This window comes from Neobacillus bataviensis LMG 21833, from assembly GCF_000307875.1.
GTDB lineage: Bacteria > Bacillota > Bacilli > Bacillales > Cytobacillaceae > Neobacillus > Neobacillus bataviensis.
Genome location: NZ_AJLS01000005.1, coordinates 1 through 21,204 on the forward strand (window position 1 = coordinate 1; position 21,204 = coordinate 21,204).

At 42.1% G+C, this 21,204-nt stretch carries 22 protein-coding genes; 5 read left to right on the forward strand and 17 right to left on the reverse strand.

What is annotated here, in order from left to right; translation table 11 throughout:
- Positions 1-181 precede the first annotated feature (181 nt).
- The 5 genes from BABA_RS00780 to BABA_RS00800 all read right to left on the reverse strand — a co-directional run bounded on the left by BABA_RS00780 (position 182) and on the right by BABA_RS00800 (position 4,418).
- A complete protein-coding gene (locus BABA_RS00780) occupies positions 182-1,123 on the reverse strand; it encodes a diacylglycerol kinase (protein WP_007083203.1) in 942 nt (313 codons plus the stop codon).
- Positions 1,124-1,291: 168 nt separating this feature from the next.
- Complete coding sequence (locus BABA_RS00785; RefSeq protein ID WP_007083204.1) at positions 1,292-2,206, reverse strand: hypothetical protein; 915 nt, start codon at positions 2,204-2,206, stop codon at positions 1,292-1,294.
- 84 nt (positions 2,207-2,290) lie between these two features.
- Positions 2,291-3,376, reverse strand: a complete 1,086-nt coding sequence (locus BABA_RS00790) for a hypothetical protein (protein ID WP_007083205.1) — start codon at positions 3,374-3,376, stop codon at positions 2,291-2,293.
- A complete protein-coding gene (locus tag BABA_RS00795; protein WP_007083206.1) occupies positions 3,373-3,843 on the reverse strand; it encodes an anti-sigma factor family protein in 471 nt (156 codons plus the stop codon). The genes BABA_RS00790 and BABA_RS00795 overlap by 4 nt, the downstream gene beginning before the upstream one ends.
- Positions 3,840-4,418: an RNA polymerase sigma factor gene (locus BABA_RS00800; RefSeq protein ID WP_040344818.1), complete on the reverse strand. Its 579-nt coding sequence runs from the start codon at positions 4,416-4,418 to the stop codon at positions 3,840-3,842. Before BABA_RS00800 ends, BABA_RS00795 begins: the two co-directional genes overlap by 4 nt.
- Before the next feature lie 427 nt (positions 4,419-4,845).
- On the opposite strand from BABA_RS00800, the gene plsY reads away from it, so the two are divergent.
- Positions 4,846-5,466, forward strand: coding sequence for a glycerol-3-phosphate 1-O-acyltransferase PlsY (gene plsY / locus BABA_RS00805; protein WP_007083208.1), 621 nt, complete (start codon positions 4,846-4,848; stop codon positions 5,464-5,466).
- Between the two features lie 33 nt (positions 5,467-5,499).
- Here plsY and BABA_RS00810 read toward each other — a convergent pair whose 3' ends face one another.
- Entirely contained in the window at positions 5,500-6,054 is a 555-nt protein-coding gene (locus BABA_RS00810; protein ID WP_007083209.1) for a thioredoxin family protein, read from the reverse strand.
- Between the two features lie 223 nt (positions 6,055-6,277).
- Here BABA_RS00810 and putP point away from each other — a divergent pair, with 223 nt between their 5' ends.
- Positions 6,278-7,771 carry a sodium/proline symporter PutP gene (putP, locus tag BABA_RS00815; RefSeq protein WP_007083210.1) on the forward strand — a complete coding sequence of 498 codons (1,494 nt, stop codon included), beginning with the start codon at positions 6,278-6,280 and terminating at the stop codon, positions 7,769-7,771.
- 551 nt (positions 7,772-8,322) lie between these two features.
- Here putP and gatB read toward each other — a convergent pair.
- Genes gatB through gatC form a run of 3 tightly spaced genes read right to left on the reverse strand, consistent with a single transcriptional unit; the run spans position 8,323 to position 11,523 of the window.
- Complete coding sequence (gene gatB / locus BABA_RS00820; RefSeq protein ID WP_007083211.1) at positions 8,323-9,750, reverse strand: Asp-tRNA(Asn)/Glu-tRNA(Gln) amidotransferase subunit GatB; 1,428 nt, start codon at positions 9,748-9,750, stop codon at positions 8,323-8,325.
- A 12-nt stretch (positions 9,751-9,762) separates the two neighbouring features.
- Positions 9,763-11,220: an Asp-tRNA(Asn)/Glu-tRNA(Gln) amidotransferase subunit GatA gene (gatA, locus tag BABA_RS00825; RefSeq protein ID WP_007083212.1), complete on the reverse strand. Its 1,458-nt coding sequence runs from the start codon at positions 11,218-11,220 to the stop codon at positions 9,763-9,765.
- 3 nt (positions 11,221-11,223) lie between these two features.
- Positions 11,224-11,523, reverse strand: coding sequence for an Asp-tRNA(Asn)/Glu-tRNA(Gln) amidotransferase subunit GatC (gene gatC, locus BABA_RS00830; protein ID WP_007083213.1), 300 nt, complete (start codon positions 11,521-11,523; stop codon positions 11,224-11,226).
- Between the two features lie 211 nt (positions 11,524-11,734).
- Between gatC and BABA_RS00835 the strand changes: the two genes are divergently transcribed.
- The gene (locus BABA_RS00835) at positions 11,735-12,394 is read left to right on the forward strand and encodes a lysozyme family protein (protein ID WP_007083214.1); all 660 of its coding nucleotides are present in this window, start codon (positions 11,735-11,737) and stop codon (positions 12,392-12,394) included.
- Between the two features lie 21 nt (positions 12,395-12,415).
- Here the strand turns inward: BABA_RS00835 and BABA_RS00840 are convergent, their stop codons facing one another.
- Positions 12,416-12,772: a cupin domain-containing protein gene (locus tag BABA_RS00840; RefSeq protein WP_007083215.1), complete on the reverse strand. Its 357-nt coding sequence runs from the start codon at positions 12,770-12,772 to the stop codon at positions 12,416-12,418.
- A gap of 13 nt (positions 12,773-12,785) precedes the next feature.
- The gene (locus BABA_RS00845) at positions 12,786-13,280 is read right to left on the reverse strand and encodes a VanZ family protein (protein ID WP_007083216.1); all 495 of its coding nucleotides are present in this window, start codon (positions 13,278-13,280) and stop codon (positions 12,786-12,788) included.
- 91 nt (positions 13,281-13,371) lie between these two features.
- On the opposite strand from BABA_RS00845, the gene BABA_RS00850 reads away from it, so the two are divergent.
- Entirely contained in the window at positions 13,372-13,821 is a 450-nt protein-coding gene (locus BABA_RS00850) for an OsmC family protein (RefSeq protein WP_007083217.1), read from the forward strand.
- Between the two features lie 123 nt (positions 13,822-13,944).
- Here BABA_RS00850 and BABA_RS00855 read toward each other — a convergent pair whose 3' ends face one another.
- The 3 genes from BABA_RS00855 to aceB all read right to left on the reverse strand — a co-directional run bounded on the left by BABA_RS00855 (position 13,945) and on the right by aceB (position 17,527).
- A complete protein-coding gene (locus BABA_RS00855) occupies positions 13,945-14,376 on the reverse strand; it encodes a YueI family protein (protein ID WP_007083218.1) in 432 nt (143 codons plus the stop codon).
- A 246-nt stretch (positions 14,377-14,622) separates the two neighbouring features.
- Positions 14,623-15,906: an isocitrate lyase gene (gene aceA / locus BABA_RS00860; protein WP_007083219.1), complete on the reverse strand. Its 1,284-nt coding sequence runs from the start codon at positions 15,904-15,906 to the stop codon at positions 14,623-14,625.
- A gap of 28 nt (positions 15,907-15,934) precedes the next feature.
- Positions 15,935-17,527 (reverse strand): malate synthase A, encoded by a 1,593-nt coding sequence (aceB, locus tag BABA_RS00865; protein ID WP_007083220.1) that lies wholly within the window; start codon positions 17,525-17,527, stop codon positions 15,935-15,937.
- 199 nt (positions 17,528-17,726) lie between these two features.
- Here aceB and BABA_RS00870 point away from each other — a divergent pair, with 199 nt between their 5' ends.
- A complete protein-coding gene (locus BABA_RS00870) occupies positions 17,727-18,206 on the forward strand; it encodes a GNAT family N-acetyltransferase (RefSeq protein WP_007083221.1) in 480 nt (159 codons plus the stop codon).
- Between the two features lie 236 nt (positions 18,207-18,442).
- Here the strand turns inward: BABA_RS00870 and BABA_RS00875 are convergent, their stop codons facing one another.
- The 3 genes from BABA_RS00875 to cobA are packed head-to-tail and all read right to left on the reverse strand — an operon-like array spanning position 18,443 to position 21,197.
- Positions 18,443-19,063 (reverse strand): NAD(P)-binding protein, encoded by a 621-nt coding sequence (locus BABA_RS00875; RefSeq protein WP_007083222.1) that lies wholly within the window; start codon positions 19,061-19,063, stop codon positions 18,443-18,445.
- Positions 19,029-19,745, reverse strand: coding sequence for a sirohydrochlorin chelatase (locus BABA_RS00880; protein WP_007083223.1), 717 nt, complete (start codon positions 19,743-19,745; stop codon positions 19,029-19,031). The genes BABA_RS00875 and BABA_RS00880 overlap by 35 nt, the downstream gene beginning before the upstream one ends.
- A gap of 3 nt (positions 19,746-19,748) precedes the next feature.
- Positions 19,749-21,197, reverse strand: coding sequence for a uroporphyrinogen-III C-methyltransferase (gene cobA, locus BABA_RS00885; RefSeq protein WP_007083224.1), 1,449 nt, complete (start codon positions 21,195-21,197; stop codon positions 19,749-19,751).
- Between the last annotated feature and the right edge of the window lie 7 nt (positions 21,198-21,204).

Below are 21,204 nucleotides of genomic sequence, written 5' to 3' on the forward strand. Positions count from 1 at the left end.
TTTCTTGACAGAAGACCAATATAAGCGGAAAAACTTCCTTTATTATCAAGGAAATATGGGTATTTCCCAATTTAAACGGAATTTTGCCGTTTATTTTTCAAATGCAGTGAAATATAAAAGAGCCTTTAAATTAAATAAAACATTCTATGAAAAAAGCCCGCCCCATAGGAGCGAACTTCAACTAGCTATATCTCTTCCCCGATACCCAATCGGTCGGTCGGTCATTCGGGCGAATATTCTCCAGGGGTACGAATACCTCTAAATGGCGGTACAGGTTTTCAAATTCGGCAGGCAGCAAGCCGCCAAATTCGCCATCTAAGTTCAACTGTACTTTTTCATCTGAATATACCTTAATCCTGTTTGCCTGTGTGTAGAGCACATTCGGGTCATTCACATGTTCACCGCGAATCGCTAAAGTGGCAATCCGGACAAACTCGGCAAGATTTACTTTTTTCAGAATTAACAAGGAAAACAATCCATCGTTTATGGAACTATCAGGTGCGAGCTTTTCAAATCCGCCAATCGAATTAGTCAGCCCCACTAAAAACATCATTGCTTCTCCTTCAAACAGCTTTCCATCATATTCAATCTTTAAATCAGAAGCTTTAAATGCAGGAAGCATTTCCATCCCTTTTAAGTAGTAGGCAAGTTGACCGAGCATCGTCTTTAATTTGCTGGGTACCTCGTATGTAATCTCAGTAATTTTGCCACCGCCGGCAATATTAATAAAGTAACGATCATTAATCCGGCCAATATCGACGGGAATTAATTCCCCATTCGTGATAATATCCACTGCAGATCCAACATCCCTTGGAATATGAAGAGCTCTTGCAAAATCATTGGTTGTACCCGCTGGAATAATCCCTAACTTTGGACGATACTCCTGCTCTGCAAGGCCATTTACGACCTCATGAATCGTTCCATCGCCGCCGGCTGCAATGACGACATCATACTGACGCTCGACCGCTAACCGCGCTGCAGCCGTTGCATCACCAGCACCTGTTGTCGCATGACAAGATGCTTCATATCCGGCAATCTCTAATTTTCCAAGAATTTCCGGCAGATTCCGCTTCAGAACTTCTCGTCCTGATGTAGGATTGTAAATAAGTCTTGCTCTTTTCATCATCATCATCCTATTTTTTAAATAACATGGCTTTGTCAATTCTATATTCTACCAATTATCTTCATCGCTTACAAATATCTTGCAAAGCCATTGTATTAATATCTCCTCCAACGTCAGAATACTATCATAACGTCTTTTTATTTATTTGCAAAAAATTAACCAAGATTTTTATTGATTCGTGTTAAGGCTGACATCATAGGCGCCCGCAATGTGAATTTGGTATTTACCTTCACCTGATTGATAAACAGCATTTTTTCTCGTCCCATATTTCGGATTCTCTTTTTCTGATACCTGCCAGTCTCCTTCTTTCCCGCTTACATTTTCAACGCCAACAGCAGAAACCTTTAAATTACTGTTTTCTGCAGCATCCACGATAATCGATGACGCACTCTCAATATTCCAGTCGTTTGCGAGTGTCCGCGGTTTTAAGGTTAGCGAATTACCATTTCCGATCACCTCAAGTTTTACATCCTTCGGCACAAGAATCGTTCCTGCTAGACTTCCCTGCGAATCAAACGGGCCAATCTCGTTCGGCAGCGTCTTTACATTTAAATAAAGTGTATCTCCCTTTTTCGTTGCTGCAATGATATCATCCGCACTTTTCAGCAGCTTCTCTTTGTTCGCCGCTTGCACCCGGTACGTGCCAAACATCGAGACTTCTTTCTCCTCTGTCGCCTCAATCGTCATATCATATCCGACAGTCCTAACCACCACTCGTTTAATGCTATCGTCCATTTGGTAAGAAAAAGCAGGTAGTTCAAACGAACGCTCCTCTCTAGCCATTACCTCTTCAGCTTTTTCCATCAGCCCGGTAGTATTTAAAACAGCAAAGACAATCCCAACCGTTCCAATCACGCCAACAAAGAAAATACTCAAAAAATCATATTTTAATATGGGCTTTTCCTGCCGTGACAAAAATAAATATAGAAGGATTTCAATACCCAGAACTATTAATAAAAGCGGCCACCATGCCGTCATTACCTGAACAAGATTTAATCCTAAAAACTTCGAAAAAAAGAGGAATACACCTAGCAGTAAAAGTGATGCCCCCATCGAAAAAGTGCCAACACGCCAGGTTCTCATACTTCTTCTCCTCCTTTTCTTTTTCTAAAAAGGAATCCAATACCGGCTCCGAGAATGATTATCCCCGCCAACCCTTTTTTCCACTTACTCATGGTTCTTAACCTCCCTTTTCCGTTTACTTCCTGATAAAAGCTTGATTCCGCCGCCAATCAATAAGACACAAACAAGACCGGTTTGGAGGTAGCCCTGAACCCAATACATGACATCGACATTGATTAATCGTCGTAACAACGGTGAAAATGCCGGAAGCAGGACATTCATGACCAAATAGTAAACCCCCATTAGTAGTAATCCAATACCGACCCATTTTTGATGATTAAGGAAATAGGCGATAATCGGGACATCTTCAATTTCCTCTTCACCGTACCTAGACACCTTTTGCATTGCGTCAAAAAAGCTGTAAAACCAGATAATCGGGATGAGGAATAAGAAAATGCCAAGGCGTAAAACATCTAAGATATAAACCGAAAACAAGAACGCAGCCATCAGTTGAATGCCGCGGCGTTGCAAACCTAGATACAAATGGCCGGCGCCAGGGAAAATCGAGAGAAACGTTGCGATGGCCTTGCTTTTCTTGCCGTCCTCCCGGCGTAATTCAAAATCTTCATAAATTGTCCGGTCAATTAATTCCTCACCGCGCTGCTTTTTATTGACCTGCTGCACGGCGTCAAAAAATCCATATACCCAAATGATCGGGAGTGCCGCCAAAAAGATTAAAAATTCTGAACGGCTGGAAAGTGCCGTGATAAAAATAATCATGGCACCAAGGCCAAAAAAGGTGGCTAATAAGGTTAAGCCCCGGTTCATTAAGCCAAGTTGAAAATGGCCAAGTCCAGGGATAAACGATAAGACGATGGTGTAAAAGCGTTCTGAGTCCTGGCTTCCCTTGGAATTCCGGTATTCAGGATTCGTTTCCGTTAGAGCTTTCTTTTGTTTTGAAATCTGTACACCCATATCTATAAAGCTAATCAAATAAATGAAGATACCTGCCATAAAGGCCAGGATGGCCACTTCTCCATTATGATTGTACGAGAATAAAGAGATCACCGTTACAAATGCCAAGCCAATAACCGATAGTAGATACAGCACCCCGCGAAACATGTTGCCGAAATAAATATGACCGAGGCCGGGAAAAAGCGATAATGTTAAAGCCTTCGAGGAATTTTTCATTTCTTATCTGCCTCCTTTTTTTCTAATGAATCCATCCATGCAAAAGTTTTATTAATAACACCTTCCGTCACCGAAGACTTCTTTTCCTGTACGTGCTGCGGACTTTCTAACGAACTCGCATAAGTAGCGAGCGATTGAAACGCCCCCGAAAACATCAGAAGAATCGTCGCCACCGCCGCCAAAAAATAATGAAACACCACCTGCTGATAAAAAGGCTTTTTCCCGTCAACCGTGTTGTTAATGGTGTCAGGCACCACCGAAGGTACCAGCATTGCCATTACTTGGTCTGTGAAGCTGCTTTCATTTGATAGAGCTGGAAGGGATGTTTCATTGGCTGAGACTGCTTCCAAGTAGTTCTCTAGACATTTGTCGCATGTATATAAGTGATTTTCTAGCTGCTCACGGTCTGTGTCGTTGATTTCGTCCTTCACATATTGCATCCATTCATCGTAACTATAATGCTTCATGAAAAATCGTCCTCCTTCCAATTCTTTTTCATCCAGCTTCGCGCCCGGTACAGCTTGGTTTCGATCGTCTTGACCTGGACATTTTGTTCCTGCGCCATTTGCTGATAGCTTTTCTCTGCTATGTAGAACCCATAAATTACTTCGCGGTAATTCTCAGGCACTTCATTTAGCTTACTTCGAACCAGCCGGCGCCGATCCTGCTCGATAATTTCCTTCTCTATACTATCCCTCGGCGTTGCTAATGCTGCCTGCTCGAGCGCATCCACAACTTCCTCTCTTCTTCTTACCTGCTTTCGTTTTACATCTATCGCATGGTTAACAGCAATGCGTGTCATCCACGTTTTAAACCCTTGACCTTCATATTTGGGGAGAGAGGTGTAAATTTTCATAAACACTTCCTGTGCCGCGTCTTCCGCTTCCTTTTGATCGCGAAGAACAGCAAAGACAGTCCGGAACACATCATTGCGGTACTTCTCAACCAAAAGACGAAAGGCATGATCATTGCCTTCCAGCACTTTTTGAATTAACACAGTGTCGCTAATCGTTCTCTCCCCCTTTCTTTTTACCTTACACATGAATAGACGATTCGTTTTCGCCGAACCCCTACACTTTTTCTAAAAAGTTTAATTAATCTTTTTCATTAACAAAACGAATATAGTATTCCACTCCACCGTTTTCTATAGAAACTATTTCAGAGTACCAATCCTTGCCAATAAGGCGGTGTGAGCAGAGCCAAGATAATACTAATCTTAAGCTATAAATGTATATTTATCATATTACTTGTCCATTCTTATTCGTTTTTGTGGCGCTCCGCCCCTTTTCCAAACCAAAAAACGCGCAAGAACAAGCCTGCACGTCCAAAAAGAGTATTCTATTAGTCCATAATCCCAATATAAATATATAATAATGCATTTCCGGGTAATGGAAATCCACCATAATAATACCAATTACTTATGATAGAATAGTAGTGTAAAAGAAAATAGTTAGAAGGGAGTCATTCATATGTTTTGGTTGCTGCTCCTTGCTTCCTATTTAATCGGAAGCGTTCCCACTGCCCTGATTGTGGGCAAATTAGTCTTTGGTGTCGATATTCGCGACCACGGCAGCAAAAATCCTGGTGCAACCAACACCTTGAGGGTACTTGGTAAAAAATCAGCCATCTTCGTCCTCATTATCGACTTAGCCAAAGGAGCCTTGGCAACGTACTTGCCAATCCATTTTCACCTTAATGCGGAGCCGCTTTATTTTGGACTAATGGCAGTTGTTGGCCATTGCTTCCCGATTTTTGCAGGTTTCAGGGGCGGTAAAGCAATTGCTACAACCGCAGGCGCACTTTTAATGGCAAACTTACCATTGCTCATCATTGCTTATGTAACCTTCTTTTTGGTCATCTTTTTATCAAAATATGTATTTTTCGGCTCCATCTCAGTCGGCCTGAGTATGCTTGTCTATGCATTTATTTCTCCCAGCCTTGAATTAGAACTTATCTTTTTATTATTCTCGTTATTTTTAATCTTTTTGCACCGCTCCAACATTCGCAACTTCATCCTTGGCATCGAACCGAAAATCAATGATAAAAACTTGATAAATGATAGAATCCCGCCAAAAAATAGCGGATTCTAAAAATCCCCGGTGGAACCACCACCGAGGATTTTTTTATTTTACTAGCGCAGCAATAATACTGTTCGCAACCGTTTGCCAAATGTTCGAGTCCACCAGATACTCCGCCCGAAGCTGCTTATACACTTCCATTTGCTTCTCCTGAAAATCTTCAGCTTCTTTATCCGGCAGGGCCGCCCGTCTTTCCATCACAAGCGCCTGCATTTCAGCTGCGCGAGGACCCCAAACTGCCACTTCACTACCTTCTTCATTTATAAAAATGAAGATAGGAATCGCTCGTGACGTGCCATTCGTTAAGTATTGATCCATTAACTCGAGATTTTGGTCACGGAGAACAAATCGCAGTTCGATTCCCGCCGCCTCAGCTACCCTCATTAATATCGGGTTGTTCAGCAACGCATCGCCGCACCAATCCTCTGTCAGTACAATCGCACGCAAGTTTTTAGCCCTGACAGCCTCCAACTTGCTTTTATCTTCAGCACTCAAAGAAAACTTCTCATAAATTGAAAGCATTTCCTCTTTATTTTGCTTCATCAAGTTAATATACTCGTCCGCAGTCAAACCTTTTTGAAACCAAGCATTCAACCCCATCTACACTGCACCCCTTCCATTTTCTTTTATGATAATCGTTTCCACCACACGTTACAAAAGAACTGCTTTATTTATTTTTCGTTATTATTGTACAAGCATTCTTTCCTATTTTGAAAAAGCAATATTTTTACACTGGAAATAGAACTACGGAGTTGATAGAATATTTCATATATAGAAAATATTATTTATATTATTTTCTATTGATAATAAAGGGGGTAAATATATGTCCAATGTTTCACTGCAGCTGGTTTCGATTGGAGTCTACATTGCGATGATGTTATTCATCGGCTGGTATTCCTACCGAAAAACGAGCAATCTGACGGATTACATGCTTGGGGGGAGGTCGTTAGGGCCTGCTGTAACCGCCTTGAGTGCTGGCGCCGCTGACATGAGCGGTTGGCTTTTGATGGGGTTACCTGGGGGTATTTATGTAACCGGTTTAGCCGACGCATGGATTGCCATTGGCCTAACAATTGGGGCTTACCTAAACTGGCTTTTGGTTGCACCACGCCTTCGCTCATACACTCAGGTTGCCAACGATTCAATTACCATACCAAGCTATCTTGAGAACCGTTTTAAAGACAAAACCAAACTACTCCGAATCGTTTCAGGTATAGTTATTCTTCTATTCTTTACTTTCTATGTTTCCTCGGGGATGGTTTCAGGAGCGGTCTTTTTTGAAAGTTCATTCGGAACAAGCTACCATACTGGCCTGTTTATCGTGGGCAGTGTTGTTGTTGCCTACACCTTATTCGGCGGGTTTCTGGCAGTTAGCTATACCGACTTTATCCAAGGCCTAATGATGCTGATTGCTCTACTACTTGTACCAGCCATTGGAATCTTTAGTACTGGCGGTCCAGCAGAAACGTTTGATACAGTTCGTGCAATTGATCCTACAAGATTAGACTTATTAAAAGGGACAACAGGGATTGGAATCATCTCAGCGATGGCCTGGGGCCTTGGCTATTTTGGACAACCACATATTATCGTCCGCTTTATGGCTATCAAAACGATAAAAGAAACGAAGAGTGCCCGCCGGATTGGCATGGGCTGGATGATTATCTCGCTTATCGGTACCATCTTTACCGGATTAATTGGTATCGCATATTTTCATAATAACCCTCAGCATGTTTTAGAAAATCCTGAAACAGTATTTATTGCATTAAGCCAAATTTTATTCCATCCTATTTTTGCAGGATTTGCATTGGCTGCAATTCTAGCGGCGATTATGAGTACGATTTCTTCCCAGTTAATCGTAACCTCGAGTGCGCTTGTTGAAGATTTATACAAAGTCGTCATGAACAAAGAGGCTAAGGATAAGCATCTTGTTTTCTTAGGAAGAATGGCTGTCCTTCTCGTTGCTGTTGTCGCAGCAGCACTTGCTTTCAAGCAAAATAGTACCATTTTAGACCTTGTTGCTTATGCATGGGCCGGATTTGGAGCTGCCTTTGGTCCTGTTATTCTGTTAAGCCTATTCTGGAAAAAGATTACAAACCAAGGTGCCTTGTTTGGCATGATTGTCGGAGCCGTTACAGTCATCGTTTGGAAAAATGGAGACCTTGGTAAAGTTTTTTTTGGTGAATCACTTTATGAAATCGTACCGGGGTTCGTTCTCAACCTGCTTTTTGCGGTTGTAGTCAGCTTAATTACTTATAAGAAAAATGAAGTGATTGAGAAAGAATTTGATGAGAGTGTTCGTTTATTAAAACAGGAATAGTGTAGTGGAAACGGTCGGATTTGAATGAAATCCGACCGTTTTTCGTGTTTTTTACAAATCGCTTGGCTGGGAAGAAACAGAATTTAGCTCTGATCATTATGCTGTCTTTAAAACGGCAGGTGTCCTGTTTATTCAACAAATTTCTTCGGACATTTAGTAAGAAAAGACCGTATTTTCAACGTAATTACCACTTTTAATCAAACGATTAGTTAAGAAAAAATAAACCAATCAAATGTTTGATTAAAATGGTTACAAAGCTTATGAATAAAGGAATTACTCTTCAAAATGAGTGAGAATACTGTCGATTACTAGGGCCGCTTTTATATTTTTATCAGTAATCTATGACGAAAAACTGCTTTTTACCGCTAATAATACACACTTCGACAAGTATTCCCATATTTCATTATCAAACAAACGTTTAATTAACAATGGATCAAATACTTATAACTCTTTACTTTTTCCCGGGAAATTGAAAAAAAGATTGTCGAAAACCGCTCGACTTTTTTCTCACAAAAACAGCTGGCAGACGGAGAGTCTGCCAGCGCACGTTTTTACTGTTTTTGTAATTCCTGCTGCAACAATTTATTAACCATTTGTGGATTTGCTTGTCCTTTAGTAGCTTTCATCAATTGTCCAACAAGGAATCCAACTGCTTTATTTTTTCCAGCTTTGAAGTCCTCAATCGATTGCGGGTTCTTATCGAGAACCTCTGCAATAATTTTGAGAAGTGTTCCCTCATCAGAAATTTGCACGAGCCCTTTGTCCTTCACGATTTTCTCGGCATCGCCGCCGTTTTCGATTAACTCTTGGAAAACTGTTTTTGCGATTTTTGATGAAATCGTACCGTTCTCAATCAGCTTAATCATTCCCGCTAAGCCCTCCGGCGTTAAAGCAACCTGCTCAAGTTCCTTTGACTCGGCATTTAAATAGGCAGAAACATCTCCCATGATCCAGTTTGAAGCCAGCTTCGCATCGGCACCACCGGCCACGGTTGCTTCAAAGAAATCAGCCATTTCTTTTGTAACCGTTAATACCTTAGCATCATAAACAGGTAATCCGAGTTCTTCCACATAGCGCTTTTGCCGCTCATCAGGAAGCTCAGGGATTTCGGCACGAATTCGCGCTTTCCAGTCCTCGTCAATAAATATATCGAGTAAGTCTGGTTCAGGGAAGTAACGGTAATCGTCCGAACCTTCTTTAACCCTCATAAGCAAAGTTGCCCCAGTCGATTCGTCAAAACGTCGTGTTTCCTGATCAATTTCCCCACCAGCAGAAACGACTTCTCGTTGACGTTTCTCTTCGTACTCAAGACCTTTACGAACAAAGTTGAAGGAGTTCAAGTTTTTCAATTCCGTTTTCGTTCCAAATTCCTCTTGTCCTACCGGACGAATCGAAATATTGGCGTCACAACGGAGTGATCCTTCTTCCATTTTACAATCGGAAACACCTGTATATTGAATGATGGACTTTAATTTTTCAAGATAAGCATACGCTTCATCAGGGGTACGGATATCCGGTTCAGAAACGATTTCCACTAGCGGTGTACCCTGGCGGTTATAGTCAACCAATGAATAACCCTTGCCGTGGTTCAGCTTTCCGGCATCCTCTTCCAAATGAATTCTTGTGATGCCAATTCGTTTCGTATAGCCGTTAACCTCAATCTCAATCCAGCCATGCTCGCCTATCGGCTTGTCAAATTGCGAGATTTGATAGGCCTTTGGATTATCCGGATAAAAATAATTCTTGCGGTCAAATTTCGTATGTGTGGCAACTTCACAGTTTAACGCCATCGCTGCCTTCATACCGAACTCAACTGCCTTTTTATTTAGGACAGGCAATACCCCTGGATATCCTAAATCAATGACACTCGTATTCGTATTCGGCTCAGCTCCAAAATGGTTTGGGCTCGCTGAAAAGATTTTTGATTCTGTTTTTAATTCAACATGGACTTCAAGTCCAATCACTGTTTCAAATTCCATTGTTTTCACCCCCTACAATTTCGGCATTTGTTTATGAAAGTCTGTTGCTTGCTCAAACGCATGGGCAACACGGTAAATGGCTGCTTCATCAAAATACTTGCCAATCACTTGTAATCCTAACGGCAGACCAGCGTCAAAGCCGCATGGAACTGAGATTCCCGGTAAGCCCGCTAGATTCAAAGGAATGGTTAAAATATCATTTGCGTACATCGTTAACGGATCTTCAATATTTTCGCCAATTTTAAAAGCAGCTGTTGGTGTTGTTGGGCCAACAATCACATCATATTTGGCAAACACATCTTCAAAGTCCTTTTTAATCAATGTCCGAACCTGCTGTGCTTTTTTATAATAAGCATCATAGTAGCCAGAGCTTAGCGCAAACGTGCCGAGCATAATCCGGCGTTTTACTTCATCGCCGAAGCCTTCCGCACGGGACTTTTTGTATAAATCGATTAAACTTTCTGGATCTGGTGTCCGGTAACCGTAGCGCACACCATCAAAACGGGATAAGTTCGCTGACGCTTCCGATGATGACAATAAGTAATAGGCTGCTAGAGCGTATTTGGAGTGCGGCAGTGATACCTCTTCCCAAACTGCTCCAAGACCTTCAAGCACCTTTAATGCATCTAAGATCGATTGACGAGCTGCTTCGTTGACACCTTCGCCAAGATATTCTTTTGGCACAGCAATTTTGAGACCTTTAACGTCGCCTGTTAGGGCTGCCGCAAAGTTTGGAACAGCCACATTCGCTGAAGTCGAATCCATTGGGTCAAGTCCCGAGATTGCCTGCAATAGATAGGCATTGTCTTCAACGGTTCTCGTAATTGGTCCAATCTGATCAAGGGATGATGCAAAAGCAACAAGACCGAACCTGGAAACACGGCCATAGGTTGGCTTCATGCCGACAACACCGCAGAACGAAGCGGGCTGGCGAATCGAACCCCCGGTATCAGATCCTAGTGAAAATAATACTTCTCCAGCCGCTACAGAAGCTGCTGAACCACCTGAAGAACCCCCTGGCACCCGATCAAGATCCCACGGATTGCGGGTCTTTTTAAAAGCAGAGTTTTCATTCGATGATCCCATGGCAAACTCGTCCATGTTTAGCTTCCCAATTGTCACCGTCTCTGCCTGCTGCAGCTTTTGCACGACGGTTGCATCATAAATTGGGTCGAAGTTTTCAAGAATTTTACTCGCACAGGTTGTTCGTAAACCTTTTGTCACGATGTTATCCTTCACACCCATCGGCATTCCGAATAATAATCCCTTTTCTTCACTCGAGTTTATCTTTTCATCAAATGCCTTTGCCGTTTCTCTGGCTCGTTCTTCATCCAACGTTAAAAAAGCCTGAACCTTGTCCTCGACTTCGCCAATCCTCTTATACGATTCATCAACTAGGTCAGTCACTTTAAGCTCTTTTTTATGTATTAACTCATGTAAATCTGCAACTTTATAATCAAATAAACTCACGTTTTAATCCTCCTTCCCCATAATGTTTGGTACCTTAATTTGTCCATCTTGGTGCTCAGGAGCATTTTTCAGTACCTCTTCCCGCGGCAATCCTTGCTGCGGCACATCTTCACGCAAGACATTTTTCATATCAAGTACATGGTATGTAGGCTCCACATTTTCCGTATCCAATTCATTTAATTGCTCCGCAAAGCTAATGATGGCATCAAGCTGTTTTGTGAACTTCTCTGTTTCTTCCTCCGTGATTGCTAAACGTGCCAGGTTGGCAACATGTTTGACCTGTTCTTCTGAAATTCGTGACATTTTTTGACCCCCCATCCCATTGTCAATTTACTATTGATAATATCAAACTTTTCCGCTTTACCGCAATGATTCCTTCTTCAGTATGGACAATAGTTTGTTTCTTTAGATTACTTTCATTAAAAAGAGTCTTATGTAAAAAAGTTCATCGCTGACTTTATTCTCCTATTCCCTTATAATGTTCAAAGAAGAATTGATTTGGGAGAGAAAGATTATGAAAAAACGAAGACGGAAGAAATTCAAAACCTTTTTCGTGCTGTTTATTATATTTTGCGGTTTGGCGATGTTTCAGGCATTTTTTCAAAAACAAAATTCCCTTCCACAAATAATAGAAAACGATCCATATGCCGATGTTAAAAAATATAGCCCCTTACTATACGATGAATTAGCGAAATACCAGCTTGAAAGTCATACAGATGTCCTCATAGCCCTAATGCAGCAGGAAAGCCATGGAAAAGGTGGCGACCCGATGCAGGCTTCGGAATCAGCCGGTTTAGCACCAAACGCAATTACAGACCCAAAACAAAGTATTGAAGCTGGGGTCAAGCATTTTCAGAGGGTACTAACCTATGGAAATCAGAAGAAGGTAGATTTCCCCACTATTATCCAGGCTTACAACATGGGAAGCGGTTATGTCGATTATGTAGCACAGCGAGGCGGCAAACATAGCGAGGAACTGGCAAAAGAATACTCACTTTTAAGGGCAAAGGAAAAGCCGACCCTTTATAATTGTGGCGGCGATAAAAGTAATTTCCGCTATCCCTACTGTTATGGTGATTTTACCTACAGCACGAAAGTAACAAAAAACATGAAATTGATAGTGGATAGTGTTCCAGTAACAAGCAGCGAAAAAACAACCGGAGGATCTTTTTAAAAGATCCATCGGTTGTTTCATTTAAAGCGTCTTTAAAAATTGCTCTGGTTGAAGGCCTGGGCTTTCGATAATGATAGCGGTCATACTTGTTTCTGAACCCGATTCATGCTGCTCACCGGCATCCCAGAATACAGCCGTACCTATGGAAACAGGTACTTTTTCGCCGCCCACAATTTGAACCCAGCCATTTCCCTCAATTACTAGAAAGAGCTGCGGTACTGTTGCCGGATGCATGCCTACTACACTATTCTGATCGAAATACATACAGCCAACCGATGTACGTCCTTCGTTTTTTATGATTGGCGTTATTCCCACATTTAAACTATTAAATGCGGTAATCTCTCTTCTTACATCACGGTCGAAGCGGAAAAATTTCATTGGGTGGTTCCTCCTAAAATTCCGGTTTGTTTATGTGTTTCTTTTTTGAATCAATAAAATGAAAAGCAAGTTTAATAGGCAGGTAACCCAATATCCCACCAATGGTATTCAAAATCAAATCATCCACGTCAAAGCTGCCAAATTCAAATACCAACTGTAATAGTTCGAACGTCAGGCTTAGGCAAAAGGTTGCAACGGTCACAGCGCTAAGCTTTTGAAACTTTTTCGCCAGCAATGGTAAGATAAATCCGAAAGGTACAAAACCGATGATATTTCCTGCTAGGTTTACTATCCGGATATTAAGATTGATATCAGCTAAGAACAGGTAAAAGTAGATAGTTTTGAAGGGGATAAAATTATTCGACCGCCAGTGGTATTCATCATACGTAAAGTTAAAATGATTAATAATCTCAGATAACGGAATATATTTAAACAAAATTAATTTCGAAAGAATCGCTAAGTACAAAAAAAGAATAATTAGTAGGGTAATTTTAATAATAACTTTCATGCATCACTGCTCCATTTTTAACATATCAAAATAACCATACCATATTTTCCAAATTATGTGGGAGCAAAACAAGAATTGGAGGAAATTTAACATGGCAGAACATGTTTTTCATTTAAAAGCTAACTGGCCGGGGCTACGAAATGATGTTGGAGAAATTGAGGCGGGGAACTTGAAAACAAAAGTCTCCATCCCGCCGGAAATGGACGGACCCGGTGTCGGCACCAATCCTGATGAGATGCTGCTGGGGGCGGCAGCAACCTGTTATATCATTACCCTTGCCGCTATAATGGAACGAAGCGGGCTTGAAAAGGCAGATTTAACAATGGATTCTGAAGGCATTGTTGATGTAACTAAAGGAGTTATTACTTATAAAAAGATTATCCACCGTCCTCATATTGTCTTGAAACCTGGAGCTTCTGAAAAAGACGTTGAATTGGCGGGACGGCTTGTCAAAAAGGCCGAAGCTTCCTGCATGATCAGTCGCGCTGTTAAAGGGAATGTGGAGATTGAATTGATGGCTACGGTGGAAGTGGCAAATTAGGGCTCATGAGGACAGTTTCTGCTCTCGCTCGATGATTAGTGTCCTCATGAACACCTCATGAGGACAGTTTTGTCCTAAAATAATAAAAAGTGTAATCCATTTATTGAATCACACTCCTTTTAATTACCACTTAAATATTTTTGATAATAGCCCCTTTTTTTCCTGAGACTTTTCTAGGTATGGTTCCTTTTTTGTTATAAAAATTTCTTCTTTATCAATGGCATCGGGCATTGCTAAAATGAGGCCAATTTCCGTGTCGGATTCCTTGTTTGCAACAAGTTTATGTTCAATCTTTTGTTTCGTGGCCAATTTAACATACTTGGATAATTCCTCGTAATTCATGTTTCCATTTAGAAATAGCTGTGCTCCTGGGTATTCCTTCATTGCCCGCACAATTTGCGGATAAACATCCGCCTCTGCCACCTGGCTTTTGTAAAGGGCAACAATGATTCGTTCCCGTATCGTTCCTAAGTATTTGCGCCGTTCATCCGGTTTCGTTTCTAAAGGGCCATAAATACCTTGCTGCAAGACCTCGTCAACGGTGGTTTTTTTCAAACAAATCAACTCCATATAAAGGCTATTATTATGTATGATAATACCCTAAAAAGTGTTACAGACCAAAAAAGTGGATAATTATTGAGGGGAAAAATAGCTTTACGACAGTAAGCGCAGCTTATCCGACAGTTACCTTGTTCTATCCGATAGTTATCACGTTCTATCCGACAGATACTCTTCATTATGCGACAGTAACAAGTTCCGCAAAAAACCCTCCTCTCCATTCGGAGAGGAGGATGCTGGCTATTATTTAGAACCTGTGAATTGTTCTTCTTCAGTAGAACCCTTAAGCGCTGTTGTCGAAGATGTTCCACCAGTAATCACCATTGAAACTTGGTCAAAGTAGCCAGTTCCTACTTCACGTTGGTGTCGTGTTGCAGTATAACCGTATTGCTCGCTCTCAAACTCTGCTTGCTGCAATTCGGAGTAAGCTGCCATGCCGCGCTCTTTGTAGCCGCGAGCAAGCTCGAACATGCCATGGTTTAAGGCATGGAAACCGGCAAGTGTAACGAATTGGAACTTGTAGCCCATTTTTCCAAGCTCTTGTTGGAAATTCGCAATGGTTTCTTGATCTAGCTTCTTTTTCCAGTTAAATGATGGCGAGCAGTTGTAAGCTAGTAGTTTGCCAGGGAATTGCTCATGGATGGCATCCGCAAATTGTCTTGCTTCCTCAAGATTTGGCTCAGAAGTTTCGCACCAAACAAGATCCGCATATGGTGCATAAGCAAGGCCACGGGCAATCGCTTGTTCAATCCCTGCCTTCACTCGGTAAAAACCTTCCGGTGTCCGCTCACCGGTAATGAACGGTGCATCAGTCATATCGATATCACTTGTAATTAAATCCGCCGCATTGGCATCAGTACGGGCAACTAATATAGTTGGAACACCCATAACATCGGCTGCTAAACGTGCAGCAATTAGGTTTTTAACCGCCGTTTGTGTTGGCAGCAATACTTTACCGCCTAAGTGGCCGCATTTTTTCTCAGAAGAAAGCTGATCCTCAAAGTGAACGCCTGCCGCACCTGATTCAATCATGCCTTTCATCAATTCAAAGCAGTTTAACTGTCCGCCAAATCCTGCCTCGGCATCAGCAACAATCGGAGCGAACCAATCAATTGAATCGTCTCCTTCTGAATGAGTGATTTGATCTGCACGCTGTAGCGCTTGGTTAATACGTTTAACAACACTCGGAACACTGTTTGCCGGGTACAAGCTCTGGTCAGGATACATATGTCCGGAAAGGTTGGCGTCTGCCGCTACTTGCCAGCCGCTTAAGTAAATGGCTTTAAGTCCTGCTTTTACCTGCTGGACAGCCTGATTTCCAGTTAGGGCACCAAGGGAATTAATATAGTCTTCTTCATTTAATAGCTTCCATAGTTTTTCTGAACCCTTACGCGCTAATGTATGTTCGATATCGATTGATCCGCGCAGCTTGATTACATCCTCTGCAGTGTATGGTCTAGTAATTCCCTTCCAACGGCTATCCATTTCCCAGCTTTCTTGTAATTGTTCTGCTCTCGAATTTGTCATTTTAAAATCCTCCTATTAATCTATTATTTTATAATTGCTCATATCCAGGCAATGTTAAGAAATCAACAAACTCATCATGACTAATTAACTTGTCATACAGTTGAACAGCTTTATCAAATCGGCCATTCTCAAAGCCATGTAAACCAATTTCCTGTTTAATTCTTTCCAGTTCCTCTTCCTTTAATTGCTCATACATTTCTATTGTTACTTTCCTGCCGTCAGCCAGAACACCTTTCGGATGGCGGATCCACTGCCAAAGCTGGGCACGTGAAATCTCCGCTGTCGCCGCATCTTCCATTAAGTTATAAATTGGTGCGGCACCTCTGCCAGAAAGCCAGGAAGCGACATATTGAATGCCCACATTGATATTTGTGCGGACGCCTGTTTCCGTAATTGTTCCGCCCGGTACCTCAAGTAAGTCTTGTGCGGTAATCGTAATTTTTTGCTGTTTCGCCGTGTGTATTTGGTTTGGCGTTGGCATTTCGCGGTCGAATGCTTCCATTGCCACTGGGACAAGTCCTGGATGTGCGACCCATGTTCCGTCATGCCCGTCTCGTGCTTCCCGCTCTTTATCAGTGCGGACTTTAGCAAATGCTTCTTCGTTTGCCTCCGGGTTATTTTTTACCGGAATTTGTGCTGCCATGCCGCCCATTGCCGGTGCCTTGCGGCGATGGCATGTTTGAATCGTAAGTAATGAGTACGAACGCATGAACGGTGAGGTCATCGTGACTTGGGCACGATCCGGTAAAATGACATCCTTTTGGTTACGCAGTTTTTTAATGAAGCTGAAAATATAATCCCATCTTCCGCAATTTAAGCCAGCTGAGTGCTCCTTTAATTCATAAAGAATCTCATCCATTTCAAACGCCGCCATGATTGTTTCAATTAGAACCGTTGCTTTAATGGTTCCTTGTGGGATGCCTAGTTTCTCTTGTGCATACACAAATACGTCATTCCAAAGCCTTGCTTCTAAATGGCTTTCCAGTTTTGGGAGATAGAAATATGGCCCAGTGCCTCTTGCAAGCAGACTTTTTACATTATGGAAAAAGTACAACCCGAAATCGAAAAAGCTTCCTGAGATAGGCTTGCCATCTAATAGCACATGTTTCTCCTCAAGGTGTAGTCCACGCGGTCTTGGGATTAGAACCGCAATCTCTTCCTTTAGCGTATATTTTTTTCCATTCGGATTTTCAAAGGAAATCGTCCGATTTACTGCATCCCGCAAGTTGATTTGTCCTTCGACAGCATTTTCCCATGTCGGTGAAGTGGCATCCTCAAAATCAGCCATAAACAATTTTGCCCCAGAGTTTAAGGCATTGATGACCATTTTCCGGTCAGTTGGCCCGGTAATTTCTACCCGGCGGTCTTGAAGATCCTTCGGCAGCGGAGCAACTGTCCACTCCCCATTGCGAATATGTTTCGTTTCAGGCAGGAAATTTGGCAGTTTGCCATTATCAATTTCTACTTGGCGTTTTCGCCTGTACTGTAACAGTTCCACTCTTCGTTCACCAAAGTTTCGTTCCAATTCTTCAATAAAATTCAAAGCCCCTGTTGTTAAAATCTCATCGTACTGGGCTTTCACTGCCCCAACCACTTCAATACCTGTCGTTTGCGTCGACATAAACTTGATCACCCCTTTGTTATAATACAGTAACTATATATGTTTCGTATTATATAACACACTTTTTAAAATTGGAACCACTTTTCCGAAAATTTTTCAAAAATAGGTAAAATTTCCCCCATCAGTATATAATTGAGCTTGATACATCTTAATTTTCACTATTGGATATTTTTCTCTATTTCGTCTTCGGAGGTGTATTATGGCGATTTATGTAAAGGAAATGGATGATATTTTTGCAGAGGAAATATTGGGTTGGAAATACGAGGCACCCTATGATTTTTATAATAATGAATACAGTGTAGATGCTGTGAGGGAATTATTGAATCACTCGTATTTTGTTGTATTAGACAATGATGAGATATTTGGATATTTCTGCAGCGGTGAATCCGCACAGGTACCGATTGGGAGCATGTTCGGGGCATATCCTGAAGGCTATTTGGATATCGGTATTGGGATGAACCCAATATTTACGGGTCAAGGGCGTGGACTTTTATTTTTTTTATTTATCCTTAATCACATTAAAGAAATTTTTGGAGATGCCCCACTCCGCCTTACTGTGGCCTCGTTTAATAGCCGCGCCATCCATCTTTACGAAAAAATTGGATTTGTAAATGAAAACGAGTTTAGACACGGGGATGTTGTGTTCATGACTATGGTTAAAGGGTCTATGTTCATTTAATAAACCTTCCTTGGGAGACTTTATTAAAGACAATATTCAATAGTTTTTCACCTAATTTGTCTTTAAGAGCCCTTATTAAGGACAAAAACCATTGGTTAATCAATGAATTTGTCTTTAAGAGCCCTTATTAAAGACAAAACCAATTGGCTAGTCACTGAATTTGTCTTTAATACCCTTTATTAAAGACATATCTCACCAACTAATCACTAAAATTGTCTTTAAGAACTCTTATTTTTTCAAAAAATCAATTCCTTATAAAGCAACTGAAAATCTCGCTCACGATCGTGGCTATGTAAAAACTCATCGCTAACAATAGCCGTTAACAGTTTTCTTTTTAAAGCGGGGTCTGCAACTTCACTAATAATCCACTTCCGCTTCTCAAAAAGAAATTCGAGGTAGTCCTCGTACTTCTCATCAAACCCCAACTCGAGCTGCGCACGAATCTTCTTGGCTAGCGTTGGACTCGCACCGCCTGTTGAAACGGCAATCGACAAATGGCCGCGTTGTACCACCGATGGAAGGTGGAAATCGGATCCATCCGGATCATCCACCATCATGACAAGCTGGTGGGGCTCCGTAGAATCCTTTATCAATTGATTCACTGTCTTATCATTTGTGGCGGCGAATACCATAAATGCACCCTTCAAATCATCAACACAAAACGACTGCTGCATCCATTCCATTTTCCCAGACTTAGAAAGCCTTTGTAATTCCTCCGTCGCTTCCGGGCTAATCACCACTACTTTGGCCCCAGAAACCAGTAAGCCGCTGACCTTCCGCTCAGCCACTTTGCCGCCTCCAATGACCACAACCTTTTTCCCTTCAAGCCGTAACATAATTGGATAATTTGAGCTCATGTTCCACCTCAGCTGCTCGTTTTTCAATTAGCGGAATTAATTTTTCATCAAAGCCAATCGCTTCACAAAAAACAACATCCCCAGCTAGTTCCTTCTCCATTTTGACGGTATAACCTCCGGAAAACAAGAAATAGGGAAGAATATAAATCTTCTGGTTCGTTAGTTTCTCTGCTACCCCTTGATATAATGGAGACGTTGTGACGAAGGCCGTATGAACCTTACTAGTGATTTTCTCAGCTAAACCTAAAGCTAGTTTTTCAAAATCAACCCCAGCTTCAGTCAAACGGCTTCCATGTCCCACCAGCAGCACCGATTCATTCTCCGCCCCGCCAAACCCAGCCTCAGCCAGCCTATCTGAAAGAATTCCGACCAAAACTTCATCAACACCAAGCGGCTTTCCGTAGTGAAAGACAACATCCGGAAAGCGTTCCAGTTCTGCGGGAATATCAACATTTGCATGAATTCCTGGCAATAAGAATACAGGGACAACCGTAATCTCACTTGCCCCCTGCCCGATACATGTTTCAATTGCCTGTGTCGTTGATGGATCAGCATGTTCAAGAAATCCATAGGCCTGTACCGCTGCCGAAGACCGCTGCATTACTTTTTGGATAAAAGCAATAAATCTCGCATTTGCTGCAGCCCGCCGGCTTCCGTGTGCGATATAAATGATCGCTTTCATCCCTTACACATCCTTAATCAGATGACCGGCCAAATAGTCAACCAGTGCTTCCTTCGTTGCCTTTTCCGGCATTCCATGCGAAGGCAGTCCGGCAGCTTCTACTGCGGCCATTGTTTGTTTACCCATACTGACAACTTGCAAATCCTTCAATAGCTCCACGGTATCTATGTCACTTTCTCGCAATGCTTCGATAAACGGTTCCACAGATGCACTGCTAGGGAATACCATGGTATTCCCATCCGCTTCCTCTAGCATTCTTTTAAAAATCGGCAGGAACTGGAAATCCAACTCCTTTTTGCTAGTTACCATTAGATTAGCATTTTCAGAATTTCTCCGTAAAATACTATCGTCACCAACAATTAGTAAGTTACCTGTCTCCGGCATCTCTTCAGCAAGCTGCGCGATAAATCCACGGTCATTTAATGCTTTCACTGATTTAGTAGACGCGCCAAAAAAATCAGCATGTATTTTTCGGATATCGACACCATTTTCAAATACAGCACTAAAAAATTCGCCTACACTTTCAGGAGAGGTAAATAGAATCTTGTCATACGATGACACTTTTTTTAGATCAACTGGCAGCACGGTCTTTTTCCATTTCGGAAATTCGATGACATCAGCGCCTTGATCCATTAAATGCTGCGCCATACCGCTCACGCTCTCACCAGTACGGGCCAAGAGGATTTGCCGGCCATACAGTGGTTTACTTTCAAACCAGCTAATTTTCTCCCGAAGTGAAATGACTTCTCCTACAAGAATGATCGCAGGATTGGTGAACTTGGCCTTCAACACTTTCTCAGAAATATCAGCAAGTGTCCCTTGCAATGTTTTTTGGCGGCCAAATGTCCCCCATTGGATTAGAATCACTGGTGTGGAAGCTGGCTTCCCTTGATTTACAAGATTTTCACAGATAAATGGTAAATTCCCCACTCCCATGTAAAAAGCAATCGTATCCACTCCGCGGACGAGACCTTCCCAGTCTAGCAGCGGTTTACCTTCCTTGGATTTATCATGAGCGGTAACAACGGCAAAGGATTCGGCATGATCACGATGGGTTACAGGAATTCCCGCATAAAGGGGGGCTGCAATCCCCGATGAGATGCCTGGAACGATTTCAAAAGGAATTTGGTATAGGGCGAGGGCTGCCGCTTCTTCACCCACGCGGCCGAAAACGCCGGGGTCTCCGCCTTTTAAGCGGACGACAATTTTTCCTGCTAATGCCTTTTCCACCAATAAGTCATTAATGTTCTCCTGCCGTAAAATATGACGATCAGGCAATTTGCCGCAGTAAATCAACTCGCAATCGCCCGTTGCATATTCCAATAGCTTTGGATTGGCAAGCCGGTCATATAAAATGACCTCGGCTTGCTTAATGGCTTCCATTCCTTTAACAGTGATTAATCCAACGTCCCCTGGCCCTGCCCCAACTAAAAATACCTTTCCTGTCTTCATCCTGCAG

Excerpts from the sequence above, each read along its gene's own strand:
- BABA_RS00780 (WP_007083203.1), bottom strand. The coding sequence starts at position 1,123 with ATGAAAAGAGCAAGACTTATTTACAATCCTACATCAGGACGAGAAGTT.
- BABA_RS00785 (WP_007083204.1), bottom strand. The coding sequence starts at position 2,206 with ATGAGAACCTGGCGTGTTGGCACTTTTTCGATGGGGGCATCACTTTTA.
- BABA_RS00790 (WP_007083205.1), bottom strand. The coding sequence starts at position 3,376 with ATGAAAAATTCCTCGAAGGCTTTAACATTATCGCTTTTTCCCGGCCTC.
- BABA_RS00795 (WP_007083206.1), bottom strand. The coding sequence starts at position 3,843 with ATGAAGCATTATAGTTACGATGAATGGATGCAATATGTGAAGGACGAA.
- BABA_RS00800 (WP_040344818.1), bottom strand. The coding sequence starts at position 4,418 with ATGTGTAAGGTAAAAAGAAAGGGGGAGAGAACGATTAGCGACACTGTG.
- plsY (WP_007083208.1), top strand. The coding sequence starts at position 4,846 with ATGTTTTGGTTGCTGCTCCTTGCTTCCTATTTAATCGGAAGCGTTCCC.
- BABA_RS00810 (WP_007083209.1), bottom strand. The coding sequence starts at position 6,054 with ATGGGGTTGAATGCTTGGTTTCAAAAAGGTTTGACTGCGGACGAGTAT.
- putP (WP_007083210.1), top strand. The coding sequence starts at position 6,278 with ATGTCCAATGTTTCACTGCAGCTGGTTTCGATTGGAGTCTACATTGCG.
- gatB (WP_007083211.1), bottom strand. The coding sequence starts at position 9,750 with ATGGAATTTGAAACAGTGATTGGACTTGAAGTCCATGTTGAATTAAAA.
- gatC (WP_007083213.1), bottom strand. The coding sequence starts at position 11,523 with ATGTCACGAATTTCAGAAGAACAGGTCAAACATGTTGCCAACCTGGCA.
- BABA_RS00835 (WP_007083214.1), top strand. The coding sequence starts at position 11,735 with ATGAAAAAACGAAGACGGAAGAAATTCAAAACCTTTTTCGTGCTGTTT.
- BABA_RS00840 (WP_007083215.1), bottom strand. The coding sequence starts at position 12,772 with ATGAAATTTTTCCGCTTCGACCGTGATGTAAGAAGAGAGATTACCGCA.
- BABA_RS00845 (WP_007083216.1), bottom strand. The coding sequence starts at position 13,280 with ATGAAAGTTATTATTAAAATTACCCTACTAATTATTCTTTTTTTGTAC.
- BABA_RS00850 (WP_007083217.1), top strand. The coding sequence starts at position 13,372 with ATGGCAGAACATGTTTTTCATTTAAAAGCTAACTGGCCGGGGCTACGA.
- aceA (WP_007083219.1), bottom strand. The coding sequence starts at position 15,906 with ATGACAAATTCGAGAGCAGAACAATTACAAGAAAGCTGGGAAATGGAT.
- aceB (WP_007083220.1), bottom strand. The coding sequence starts at position 17,527 with ATGTCGACGCAAACGACAGGTATTGAAGTGGTTGGGGCAGTGAAAGCC.
- BABA_RS00870 (WP_007083221.1), top strand. The coding sequence starts at position 17,727 with ATGGCGATTTATGTAAAGGAAATGGATGATATTTTTGCAGAGGAAATA.
- BABA_RS00875 (WP_007083222.1), bottom strand. The coding sequence starts at position 19,063 with ATGAGCTCAAATTATCCAATTATGTTACGGCTTGAAGGGAAAAAGGTT.
- BABA_RS00880 (WP_007083223.1), bottom strand. The coding sequence starts at position 19,745 with ATGAAAGCGATCATTTATATCGCACACGGAAGCCGGCGGGCTGCAGCA.
- cobA (WP_007083224.1), bottom strand. The coding sequence starts at position 21,197 with ATGAAGACAGGAAAGGTATTTTTAGTTGGGGCAGGGCCAGGGGACGTT.